Here is an 11,585-nt window from a genome sequence, read left to right on the forward strand (position 1 = left end):
GAGTCGGCGGGCTGACCAAGGGCAGGCTCGTGCGGGCCCGCCTGATGTCATTTGCCGACGCGCCGGGAAATAGCCGGCGGTGCCGCTCGGGTGCTGATGCGGCAGCTCGGTCGAGACGCTTTTCGCAACACCGGCTGCCGGCGCCGCAGGCTGTGGGAGCTTCGTCAGGAAGCGCGTCGGGCTGGCAGTCAGGGCGGAACCGGGTAGACTCTCTGACACTGCGCGCCGCCGCCTGGATCGCGATGGAAGGTTCGGTGCGCCATCCAGCACCAGCGATGCATAAACATTACGAGACGAAGCTCCCCAGTTTTGTGGCTACCTTGATCCCCTTCGCCGGAAATATACCAGAATCAATGTGAAAGGCCAACGGTCGACGGTCGTCGGGGTGCCACCAGGCAGGGGGCCATCGGGCGTCGGCACCGGCACCGGCACCCAACTGCCCACCGCCGTCGTGCCGACAGCGGCCCTGGCGCCGCGGGATTCGCCGTAACCAGGCACTGGGCTGCGGCAGGGGGCAGTAGCTTGGGTGTGGAGGGCAGGTGTGGCCCGCTGTGCCGTAGGCGGCCATGTGGATCATGGGGGTGTCCATGCGCGGGCCGAGACGTGGCCCGGTCTGGGCGACCGAGCTGTGGTTACGCCAGCGCAGGCGCAGGTGGCGCACCCGACGGGAACGCCAGACCGAGCGGAGCCGCCGTCGGCGGACGGACGAGCGGGTCGAGCAGCGGATGGGCTGGCGGTACCACCGCAGGCTGCGGTGGGCCATCCTCGCCACCGCCGGCGTGCTCGTGGTGTGGACCGTCTTCTCCCTGGTTCTGACGGTCCTCGACACCGAGCCCGGTTTCCTGCCCATGTCGACGTGGTGCGCGGGGGAGCCGCCCAGGTCGTACTACTGCGGGCAGGTGGAGGGGTTCGTCAAGGGCCCGCTGGCGCTGGCGCTGGGACTGGCGGTCTTCCTCTTCTGGCGGTACGGCCCCGTCCGCCGCTGGTACGACCGCAACGCCCTGCGCAACCTGCGCATGCTGCTGCCCACCGCCGAACGCGACGTCGACGCGAGCCACGTCGTCGGCCGCGACGAACTGTGCAAACTCATGATCCAGCGGCTACAGGACGAACGCAGCCGGCGGCCGCTGCTGCTGGTGGGGAGCATCGGCACCGGCAAGACGGCAACCCTGGTCCGCCTGGCGGAGATGCTGATGGCCACCAAGGTCGTACCGATCGGGGTCGACCTTCGGACCGTCACCGATCCGGAGAAGCTGAACTTCCACCAGCTCGCGCTGGAACAGTTCCAACGCACCATCGACACCCGGCTGCACGCCGCCGGTGAGGCCGACAAGGTGTGGCGGCGGCTCTGGCTGGAGAACCGCGTCGTGGTGTTGGCCGACGGCCTGGAGGAGGTCCTCGCCGACTCCGCCCAGCCGGCCGACCGGGACAGCGTACTGCGGGAGGCCATGCGCGGTGCGGTGCGCGAGCGTCTCCCGCTGGTGGTCGCCTCGCGGCCCGACGATCCGCTGCGCGGGCTGGACGCGCTGCTGCTGCAGCTGGATCCGCTCTCCCAGGGCGCCGCCCTGGAGTACGTACAAGCCCGCGGTCGACGCTCGAACGCGGGCAACCAGTGGGACGGGATCGCCGGGCTGGTCAAGGCGGCCGATGTCGCCGACTCGCCGTTCTTCCTGCGGGTCATCAGCCAGCTGCACGAGGTGGACCGCCTCGACCACGTCCGATCCAGGGACGAGGGCAGATCCGCACTGCGCTGGAGCCTGCTGGAGGAGTGGTGCGACGCCATCACGGCCGGGGACCTGTACGAGGACTACGGCATGCCCCAGACCGAACGGGCCGACGCGATCGAGGTGCTCTCCGCGCTCGCCTGCATCGGGCTGCGCAACAACCGGCTGTCGGTGCGTACCACCGAACTCGCCGGCGCCGACGACGGGCCCGACGCGGGCCGTCGGTGGATCCTGGCCGAGCTGCGGACGCGGCTGCGCAAGCTCAGCGCCGACAACCCGCAGGACCTCGGGCTCGCCGAAACCACCGGGGACGGGTTGAACATCGTGGTGAAGCAGCAGGACGGGGTTCGATTCCAGCACGGCGTGATCCAGGCGTACCTCGGTTGCCGCTACCTCACCGCCGCCCTGCACGACGACGACTTCCTGGCCCGGGCCTTCGCCAACAACGACGGCCCCGGCCGGGAGATGCTCTCCGCCCTCACCCTCTACACGCGCAGCGGCGGGGCGTTCGAACGGCTGGACGGGCGGCGGAACCCGCCTGCGGCGAGCGGGAAACGGCTGCGGCTCGGCGACGCCGTCCGGCACCGGATGGGACTGTCCGCCGACATCAGGGACGTCAGGGCCACCCGAAACCGCTCGATCACCCTCGTACACCGGCTCTGCGACGCGGCGACCGGGACGCGCAACCGTACGCGGGCGGTGGAGATGTTCGCGGCGGCGCTGGAGATGGACGCCGCCACCGGGCACACGGCCCACCGGAGGCTGGCCGACGCCATCCAGCAGGCCTGGCCGAATTACCAGGGGGACGGCTCGGTCACCGACCGCCCCCTCGAAGATGCCAAGACCGCGATGGTGCACCGGTACGGCGACGCCGCCCGGCAGTTGCGGGACCGGCCGCCGGAGCCCGGCCTGCGGGGGCAGCGACCCGAGCCGCAGTATCGGCAACTGTTCCAGATGATGGCGGACGAGACCTCGTACCTTCCTCGGCTGGCCGCCGCCCGGGAGATCGCCAGCGGCGGCAACGCGGCCGTGCACGCGCTGCGCGACCTGCTCGACGAGCCGCCGCAGGCGGCCGGCACCCAGAGCAGGGAGCGGCTGGAGGAACTGCGGGCCTGGATCGCGCCGTCGCTGTTCCTGTTCGCCGACGGCGAGCACGCCCCCGACGAACCGGACTGGCGGGGCGTCGCCCGGGACACGCTACGCCGCTGGGTCCACCGCCTGGCCACCGACGCCTCCGACGGAGCGCGGGTCTACGAGATCACGCTGGCGCAGGGGTTCCGGCTGGCGGCCAACTGTCGGGCGTACCCGGCGCACCGCAGCGTGCTGATCGAGGAGGCCGAGAAGGCGCTGCGGCACTCCCGGTTCTGGTACTCCCACCTGGTGCTCATCCAGGCGCTCACCCTGCTGGCGCTGCCCCGCGATCCGGGCGAGGTGTTGCGCGACCGGGGACACGGCTCGGACCCGCGGGGGCTGGTCGGCTTCTGGACCTCCATCGCCGGGGGCGGCAGCCGCGCCCCGGAACCCGGCAGCGGCACGGCCCACCCGCTCGTCCGCGCGGTCGCGGACCTCTGCGTCGAGGCGCTGATCGACCGTCATCCCGAGCGGCACTGCTGGCTGGACGAGCGGGAGATCGTCGGGCGGGTGGGGTCGGTCAGCCCGCAGCCGGGCATCCGCCGGCTCCAGGACTCCTGGCTGCCGCCCTCGCACGGCTGGGCGGTGCTGGAGCCGCGGGCCCAGCGGCTGCTGGCCGACGTGATGCTGCTGCTCAACCTCGCGGACCGGGGACGGGACAACGACGAGCGGGCCCGCCGGCTCAGCCGGGCCAGCCGGGCCGAGCTGCCCCCGTGCCTCACCATCGACCGCACCGCCATGCGGGTCACCCTGAGCCGTCGCCAGGCCAACGACGTCCAGCCGGGTTCCACCTGCATCGATGACTGCCCCTTCCGGCTGTGTCCCCTGCCGCCGAAGGGGGACCAGTTGCCGTACCAGATGGACGAGGCCTTCTGCGCTCGTCAGATCGACCTGGTGGGCACCCGGTTCCGATCGCCCGGGCGGGCCGGCTGGCAGGCGGTCAACCGGAACGACCTGCGGACCTTCTGGCGGGAGATGTCCGAGCGGATGGCCCCCGCCTGGCGGAAGTAGCCGGTACGCCGTCCGGAACCCGCATCCCGGAAAACCCTGCAGGAAACAAGGGTTGCGTGTCGGATCCGGCCAGGTGGCTCCGACCCATCGGTGACGGCGCCCGCCGGGGGCGCTGCCGGGCAGGAGGTCGTCGCCATGCGCAAGCTCGTCCACTGGGTGCACCAGTCCGTCGACGGGTTCATCGAGGGACCGAACGGCGAGTTCGACTGGCCCGTCATGGGGCCGGAGTTGTCCGCGTACTCCATCGAGCTGACCGGCCGGGCGGACGCCTTCCTCTACGGCCGCCGGGTGTGGGACCTGATGTCGCACTACTGGCCGCGCGCGGAGCAGTTGTCGCAGGACCCGCACAACCTCGCGTTCGCGCCGGTGTGGCGCCGCACCCCCAAGATCGTCATCTCCCGCACGCTGGAGCGCGCCGAGTACGACGCCCGGGTAATCGGCCGCGACCTGGCCGCCGAGATCACCGAGCTGAAGGGGCGGCCGGGCGGGGACCTGCTGCTCACCGGCGGCTCCGGCGCCGCCGCCGCGCTGACCCGGCTGGGCCTGGTCGACGAGTACCAGGTGGTCGTGCATCCGGTGGTGCTCGGCGGGGGCACGCCGGTCTTCCCCGACCGGGAGCGCCTCGACCTGCGGCTGGTGGGGACGCGGACCTTCGACGGTCGGTCGGTGCTGCTGCGTTGTCGGCGCGCGGCGGGCTGAGGCCGGAGCCGGGGCCGGGGCCGCATCGGCCCCGGCCCCCGACGATCAGGAGGCGACCAGGTCGTCGATCTGGTTGATCGCCCCCGAGGCGCCCTCCACGATGCCCATGTCCAGCACCTGCTGCAGCGCCTCGGCGGAGGCGTACGTGCCCACGTAGGTCGCGCGTGTGCCGCCGTCGTGCGCGGTGAAGGTGTAGACGTTCTTGGAGACCGGCAGTTCCGGATTCGGGTTGAAGTCCAGGTCGGCGAAGCCGTCGTCGAAGGAGAAGCCGCGGGGCTCGTCCACGGCGGTGACCAACCAGTACCCGGCGTACTTGTCGCCCTCGGGGCCGGTCATGTAGTAGGTCACGCGGCCGCCGGGCGTGAGGTCGTGGTCGACCACGGTCGCCGGGTGGCTCGGCGGTCCCCACACCTTCTCCAGCTGGCGGGGGTCGGCGTACACCTGCCAGATGCGCTCCACCGGCGCGGCGAAGTCCGCGGTGATGGTCAGGGTCAGGTTGTCGAGGTCGTGCCGGACGTCGGTCACGGGCATTGTTCAGTCCTCCTGGTCGGGGTCGGCTGCGATGAGTAGGTCGATGCGTGCGATGCGGCCGCGCCAGATCTGTTCGAGCTCGCTGAGCATGGACGTCACCGACCGCACCGCCGCCACGTCGCCGCTGGCCAGCTGCTCACGACCCCTGCGTCGTTTGGTCAGCAGGCCGGCCTTCTCCAGCACGGCGACGTGCTTCTGTACCGCGGCGAAGCTCATGTCGTACTTCGCCGCGAGCGCGGAGACCGAGTGCTCCCCGGCCAGCACGCGGCGCAGGATGTCGCGCCGGGTGCGGTCGGCGAGCGCGTGGAACAGGGCGTCGGCCCGGTCGTCGCTCTCCTCGCTCACCGCTCCAATATACAACCGATCGGTTGTACGTTGTCAAGCGCCCTCGACAACCAGCGGCGGGCGGCCCGGGGCGGTCCGGCAGAATCGTCGGGTGCCCGTCCACGAGATCACCGAACCCGACGACGACCGGATCGCCGACTACCGCGCCCTGACCGACGTGGAGCTGCGCACCCGGTGGGAGCCGCCACACGGCCTGTTCATCGCCGAGGGGGAACTGGTGCTGCGCCGGGCGCTGCGGGCCGGGTACGCCCCCCGGTCGTTCCTCGTCGACGCGAAACGGGTCGACCAGCTCGCCGACCTCGACACCGGCGACACCCCCGTGTACGCGGCCAGCCAGGACGTGCTCCAGCGGGCCACCGGCTTCCACGTGCACCGGGGGGTGCTCGCCTCGTTCCGGCGCAAGCCGCTGCCCGACCCGGCCGAGGTGCTCGCCGCCGCCCGGCGCGTGGCGATCCTCGAGGACGTGAACAACCACACCAACCTCGGCGCGATCTACCGGGGGGCGGCGGCGCTCGGCATCGACGCCGTTCTTCTCTCGCCCACCTGCGCCGATCCGCTGTACCGGCGGAGCGTACGGGTCAGCATGGGGGAGGTCTTCGCGGTCCCGTACGCCAAGTTCGAGCGGTGGCCGGCGGGCCTGGACCAGGTTCGGGAGGCGGGCTTCACCGTGCTCGCCATGACGCCGGCCTCCGACGCCGTGCCGATCCAGCGGCTCACCCCCGCGCAGCGGGAGCGGGCGGCGCTGCTCCTGGGCGCTGAGGGTCCCGGCCTCACGGAGGCGGCCCAGGCCGCCAGCGACGTGAAGGTGGTCGTCCCGATGCGCCGTGGGGTGGACTCGCTGAACGTGGCCGCGGCCGCCGCCGTCGCCTTCTGGGAACTGGGCCGCGACGACCCGGTGTAGGAAGGCCGCCGGGCGGTGGCAGGGACCGAGGCGGCGCTCCCGCCGGGCGCCGACGCGGCGGGCGGAGCGGTGGCCCGCATCCAGGTAGCGTGTCGCCCGTGTTCCCCAGCGTCCGTGAGGTTCTCGCGCTCGACCCGGTGCGCCACGGCGCGCCCCGCCTGGTCGCGGGGGAGTCCGGCCTGGACCGGCCGGTGCGCTGGGTGCACGTGGCCGAGGTGCCGGACATCGCCCCGCTGCTGCGCGGGGGCGATCTGGTGCTGACCACCGGCATCGGGCTGCCGGCCGACGACGCGGGGCTGCGCGAGTTCGTCAGCGCGCTGGCCGACGTCGGGGTCTCCGGCCTGGTGGTCGAGCTGGGCCGCCGGTACGCCAGCGCGGTGCCCCGGGTGATGGCCGCCGCCGCCGAGCGGCGCGGCCTGCCCCTGGTCGAGTTGCGGCGGGCCACCCCGTTCGTCCGGGTCACCGAGGCCGTGCACGCGCTGATCGTGGACGCCCAGCTCACCGAGCTGCGGGCGACCGAGGAGATCCACCAGCGCTTCACCGAGCTGTCGGTCGAGGGCGCCGGGCCGGCCGAGGTGGTCTCGCAGGCCGCCGAGCTGGCCGGCTGCCCGGTGGTGCTGGAGAACCTGTCCCGGCAGGTGCTCGCGTACGACCCGGCGGGGGAGAGCGCCGAGCTGCTGCTGGACGGCTGGGAACAGCACTCGCGGCGGATCAACCCGGCCGGGCGGACCGCGTACGACCCGGACAGCGGCTGGCTGGTGACCACCGTCGGAGCCCGGGGGCAGGACTGGGGACGGCTGCTGCTGCGCTGGCCGGCCGGCAGCGAGCTGACCACCTGCGGACGGCTGTCGCCCGGCCCCGGCCAGGGCGCGGAGGCGGACCCCGACGGGGACACCGTGCCCGGCCGCGCCGAGGTGGCGGCGCCGCCCGCCGCCCCGCCGACCCGGCTGACCATCCTCGTCGAGCGGGCCGCCTCCACCCTCGCGCTGGGCCGGCTGATCCGCCGCGACGCCGAGGGGCTGGAGCGGCAGATCCACCGCACCCTGCTCACCGCCCTGCTCGACCACTCCCGGCCGGTGGACGAGGTGGCCCTGCGGGCGCGGGCTCTGGGCGTGGTGCTGGAACGGCGGCACCTCGTGGGCGTGGTGGTGCGGCACCGCGGCGACGAGCCGGCCGGGGAGAACGGCGGCGCGGGCGAGCCCGGCCCCATCGACCCGGAGGCCGGCCCGGCCCGGCTGCGGGACCTCTCCGAGGCGGTCGGGCAGGCCCTGCGCGAGGCGAAGCTCACCGGGCTGAGCAGCGCCGTCGACGACCAGGCCGTGGGCGTCCTGCTCGCCCTGCCCGACGCGGCGGCCGAGGAGCGGGCGCTGGCCGCGTTCGCCGCCGCGCTGCGCCGCGCCCGGGTGGACGCCGGGCCGAGCCGCGCGCCGGAGGCCGCCCCGGGCCGTCGCGCCGGCGCCGGAGGCGCCCGCCCGGGCGTGGGGGCGCCCCGGAGCGCCGGCTGCGGGCTGATCGTCGCCGCCGGTTCGGGGGTCGGCAGCCTGCGCGAGGCGCGCCGCTCGCTGGTCGAGGCCCGGCAGATCGCCGACGCGGCCCGGCGCGACCGGCGGGACCTGCCGATCTTCCGGCTGCCGCACGTCGGGCTGGCCGGCCTGCTGCACCTGCTGCGGGAGGAACCGCGCCTGCAGACGTTCGTCGAGCGGGAGCTGGGCGCACTGCTGGCGTACGACGCCCGGCACCCCCGCGAGCAGCTGCTCGGCACGCTGCGGGCGTACCTGGAGCACGGCCGGAACAAGTCCGCGGCCGCGGCCGCGGCGCACCTGTCCCGGCCCGCCTTCTACGAGCGGCTGGCCCGCATCGCCCGCGTCCTCGACGTGGACCTCGACTCGGTGGAGGCCTGCCTCTCCCTGCACGTGGCCCTGCTGACCCTCGACGCCATCCGCTCGCCGTGACGCGGAGCCGCCGCCCGGCCCGTCCCGGCCGGGTGGCCGGCCGCGAACGGGCGGCACGCCTCACAGTCAGGTCAGGGCGGTCAGGGCCTTGGCGTACGGCGCGGGGACGTGGTTCGGACCGCCGGGGGTGAACACGTCGGAGGCGGCCGCCGCAGACCAGGCGGTGGCCGGCACCGCGTCGACCAGCGCGCGGACGACCGGCGCGTCGCGCCACTGCTCCTGCTCGGCGAGCAGGCTCAGCGCCACCACCGACTCCTCGACCTCGCCGACGCACTCGAACGGCTTGTGCCCGTCCACGCCCAGCAGTTCGCGGTACCCGGGAAGCTGCGCCTCGTCGGACAGCAGGTCGCCGCCGAAGATGTGGGTGACCCGCTCCCGGGACATGAACGGCGCCATGGCCAGGAACACGAACCGGCACTTGGGGCAGTCGCGGCACCAGCGCTCGCTCGCGTCGCGCAGCTTGAACGCGGCGTTGCAGCTGGTCACCACGTCGTCGTAGCGGTCGGTCTCGGCGAAGAGCCGGGCGATGTGCAGCTCGGACAGCGACCGCAGCAGCGAGAAGTACGGCTCGGTCAGGCCGGCGTGCTCGGCCAGCGCCGCCCGCAGCAGCCCCTCCGCCTCCACGCCCTTGGACCACTGGTGGTTGACCTCGTGGCCGTTCCACACCAGGTTCGGGTCGGACGCGGAGCGCTCGTTGGACATCACCACCGGGCCGAGCCGGCCCAGCACCGAGGTCGCGACCGCGATCAGCGAGTTGATCGCGGTGACCGGGATGTGCCCGTTGAGCGCGCCGGCCGCGTTGAGGTCGAACAGGGCCGGGTCGAGCCGGCGGCGGGCGGCCAGGGGGACCAGGTCGGACGCCCGGTTGACCGAGACGATGACATGGTTCGGGTTCACCGAGAAGGGCACCGGGTCGAGGCCGGCCCGGCGCAGCGCCTCCAGGGTGACGATGGAGTCCTTGCCGCCGCCGACGGCCGACAGGGGCCGCCGGTCGGAGTCGTCGTACGGCCGGGCCGGGGCGACCTCGCCGGCCGGGACCTCGGGGGTCAGCTCCAGCACGTGCGGCAGCCGGTTGCGGTACGCGTACTCGGCCAGGCCCTTGGTGTAGACGGCGGTGACCAGCCGGGCGGCGGCCGGGCCCAGCGGCGCCGGCAGCACCAGCCGGCGCGGCGCGGCGGCCTTGTAGTAGCTCACCCCGGCGACGACGTGCAGCAGCTCCAGGACCCGGCCCAGGCTGGCCACGGTGGCGTCCGACGGCGGGTCCGCCGGCAGCGGCAGCGTGATCGCCTCGGTGAACCGCAGCTCGCCGTCCGGGCCGGTCAGGGCGTAGTCGAACAACGCCTCGCCGGTGGAGAGGTCGATGGAGTAGGACGGGAAGGTGAAGGCGTCCATCCGCCCGAGCTGTCCGGTAAGCACAGGTCATACTAGTCCGCGTCGGCCCCCCCAGGAGCGAGGAGATCACCGGTGCACCTTTCCGACCTGCGCGGACGTTCTGTGGCTGTCTGGGGTACCGGCCGCGAGGGAATGGCCGCCGCGACAGCCGTCGCCGCGCACGGTCCGGCGAGTCTCTGCGCGGTCAACGACCGCGCGACCTTCCTGTCGCTGCCCTGGGAGGGACCGCTGGCGGAGGCGGCGCCGCTGGTCACCGGCGAGGAGGGGCTGGCCCGCCTGCTCGCCGCGGACGTGGTGGTCCGCTCCCCGGGGGTGCCGAACACCCACCCGTGGATGGCCGAGCTGCGCCGCCGCGGCGTGACCGTGACCCAGGGCACGGCGCTGTGGATGGCCGACCACGCCCGCCGCACGGTCGGCGTGACCGGCAGCAAGGGCAAGAGCACCACCTCCAGCCTGATCAGCCACCTGCTCACCGCGGTCGACCGGCCCAACGTCTTCGGCGGCAACATCGGCGTCCCGCTGCTCGACCTGCCGGAGGCGGAGCTGTACGTGCTGGAACTGTCCAGCTACCAGTGCACCGACCTCACCGACTCGCCCCGGGTGGCGGTGGTGACCGCGCTGTTCCCCGAGCACCTGGACGCGCACGGCGGCGAGCGGGAGTACTACCGGGACAAGCTGAACCTGGTCGCGCACGGTCCTCAGACCGTGGTGGTCAACGGCGCCGATCCCCGGCTCGCCGCCGAGCTGGGTGACCGGCCGGCGGTGCGCGCCGGCCTCCCGGACACCACCCACGTCGCCCCCGGCCCGGACGGCGCCCCCTGGTTCCACCTGCGCGACCGGCCGTTGTTCCCGCGCACGGCGCTGCCCCTGGTCGGCCGGCACAACGAGGGCAACCTGTGCGTGGCCCTCGCCGTCCTGGAGGCGCTGGGCGTGGACGTGGTCGCCCGCCGCCACGACCTCGCGGCGGCGGTCGCCCGGTTCCAGGGGCTGGCCCACCGGCTCGCCGAGATCGCCGACCCGTCGGGGCTCACCTTCGTCGACGACACCCTGGCCACCAGCCCGTACGCGGCCATGCACGCGATCGACGCGTACGAGGAGCGGCCGCTGACGGTGATCGTGGGCGGCACCGACCGGGGGCTGGACTACACGCCGCTGCGGGAGCACCTGGCGGAGCGGGAGCTCACCGTGATCGGCATCCCGGACAGCGGGCCGCGGATCGTCGAGGCGCTCGCCGGGCTGCCGAAGGTGCGCACCGAGACGGTCGACGACCTGGTCGACGCCGTCCGGCTGTCCCGGGAGCTGACCCCCGCCGGCGGGGTGGTGCTGCTGTCGCCGGCCGCGCCGAGCTACGGGCGGTTCCGCAACTTCGAGCACCGCTCGGAGGCGTTCCGCGCGGCCGTCGCGGAGACCGGGGCGGGCTGAGCGGCCCTCGCGCGGCCGTCCGACAGCGCGTCGTGGAGGGCCCGCATCGACCGGATCGCCGAGCGCAGCTCCTGCAGGTACGTCCCCGGGGCGACCGGTTGGTGCAGGCCCGCCTCGGGGGACCAGTGGGGCTCGACGCCGACGGTGTCCACGTCGACGCCGAGGGGGACACCCAGGGTGCGGATCGCGTCGGCGTGCTGGAATGGCACTTGACTTCCTCTGCCCCCTGAAGAGGGCAGATTCCTGGCGGCGCTCATGCGGCGCGCCGGGTGGTTGACGCTTCGCAGCCCGCAGGTGCCGGGCTCCACGTCCGTACACGACCACGCCCGGCCGCGTTGAGAATGTTCAGGGCCGCGTTGGTATCGGCGTGGTCGAGGTGCCCGCACGAAGTACAGGTGAACGCGACGCCGTTACGGGAGCGGGGGTCACGGTGCCCGCAGGTTGAGCACGTTTGCGACGTGTACGCTGCTGGCACTT

The 11,585-nt window shown here is 73.6% G+C and carries 10 protein-coding genes; 5 read left to right on the top strand and 5 right to left on the bottom strand.

Features of this window, described 5'->3' with window-relative positions:
- The first annotated feature begins 587 nt into the window (after nucleotides 1-587).
- Both ACGFIZ_RS27750 and ACGFIZ_RS27755 read left to right on the top strand, forming a co-directional pair.
- Nucleotides 588-3,866, top strand: a complete 3,279-nt coding sequence (locus tag ACGFIZ_RS27750) for an NACHT domain-containing protein (RefSeq protein WP_393424046.1) — start codon at nucleotides 588-590, stop codon at nucleotides 3,864-3,866.
- A 135-nt stretch (nucleotides 3,867-4,001) separates the two neighbouring features.
- Nucleotides 4,002-4,565 carry a dihydrofolate reductase family protein gene (locus tag ACGFIZ_RS27755; protein WP_393424049.1) on the top strand — a complete coding sequence of 188 codons (564 nt, stop codon included), beginning with the start codon at nucleotides 4,002-4,004 and terminating at the stop codon, nucleotides 4,563-4,565.
- A gap of 45 nt (nucleotides 4,566-4,610) precedes the next feature.
- Here ACGFIZ_RS27755 and ACGFIZ_RS27760 read toward each other — a convergent pair whose 3' ends face one another.
- Together ACGFIZ_RS27760 and ACGFIZ_RS27765 are read right to left on the bottom strand one after the other, a co-directional pair.
- A complete protein-coding gene (locus ACGFIZ_RS27760; protein ID WP_393424052.1) occupies nucleotides 4,611-5,096 on the bottom strand; it encodes an SRPBCC domain-containing protein in 486 nt (161 codons plus the stop codon).
- Nucleotides 5,097-5,099: 3 nt separating this feature from the next.
- Nucleotides 5,100-5,441: an ArsR/SmtB family transcription factor gene (locus ACGFIZ_RS27765; protein ID WP_393424055.1), complete on the bottom strand. Its 342-nt coding sequence runs from the start codon at nucleotides 5,439-5,441 to the stop codon at nucleotides 5,100-5,102.
- Between ACGFIZ_RS27765 and ACGFIZ_RS27770 the strand changes: the two genes are divergently transcribed.
- Nucleotides 5,371-6,342 (top strand): TrmH family RNA methyltransferase, encoded by a 972-nt coding sequence (locus ACGFIZ_RS27770; RefSeq protein WP_393424058.1) that lies wholly within the window; start codon nucleotides 5,371-5,373, stop codon nucleotides 6,340-6,342. The genes ACGFIZ_RS27765 and ACGFIZ_RS27770 overlap by 71 nt on opposite strands.
- A 98-nt stretch (nucleotides 6,343-6,440) precedes the next feature.
- Entirely contained in the window at nucleotides 6,441-8,294 is a 1,854-nt protein-coding gene (locus ACGFIZ_RS27775) for a PucR family transcriptional regulator (protein ID WP_393424061.1), read from the top strand.
- Between the two features lie 66 nt (nucleotides 8,295-8,360).
- On the opposite strand, the gene ACGFIZ_RS27780 is transcribed toward ACGFIZ_RS27775, so the two are convergent.
- Nucleotides 8,361-9,686: a hypothetical protein gene (locus ACGFIZ_RS27780; protein ID WP_393424085.1), complete on the bottom strand. Its 1,326-nt coding sequence runs from the start codon at nucleotides 9,684-9,686 to the stop codon at nucleotides 8,361-8,363.
- 72 nt (nucleotides 9,687-9,758) lie between these two features.
- Here ACGFIZ_RS27780 and murD point away from each other — a divergent pair, with 72 nt between their 5' ends.
- Complete coding sequence (murD, locus tag ACGFIZ_RS27785) at nucleotides 9,759-11,108, top strand: UDP-N-acetylmuramoyl-L-alanine--D-glutamate ligase (protein ID WP_393424064.1); 1,350 nt, start codon at nucleotides 9,759-9,761, stop codon at nucleotides 11,106-11,108.
- Here the strand turns inward: murD and ACGFIZ_RS27790 are convergent.
- Both ACGFIZ_RS27790 and ACGFIZ_RS27795 read right to left on the bottom strand, forming a co-directional pair.
- Nucleotides 11,033-11,317: a hypothetical protein gene (locus ACGFIZ_RS27790; RefSeq protein WP_393424067.1), complete on the bottom strand. Its 285-nt coding sequence runs from the start codon at nucleotides 11,315-11,317 to the stop codon at nucleotides 11,033-11,035. The two genes, murD and ACGFIZ_RS27790, sit on opposite strands and share 76 nt — an antisense overlap.
- A 44-nt stretch (nucleotides 11,318-11,361) precedes the next feature.
- Nucleotides 11,362-11,583 (bottom strand): zinc ribbon domain-containing protein, encoded by a 222-nt coding sequence (locus tag ACGFIZ_RS27795; protein WP_393424070.1) that lies wholly within the window; start codon nucleotides 11,581-11,583, stop codon nucleotides 11,362-11,364.
- Between the last annotated feature and the right edge of the window lie 2 nt (nucleotides 11,584-11,585).

The organism is Micromonospora sp. NPDC048830 (genome assembly GCF_043198215.1).
In the GTDB taxonomy this organism is placed as follows: domain Bacteria; phylum Actinomycetota; class Actinomycetes; order Mycobacteriales; family Micromonosporaceae; genus Micromonospora.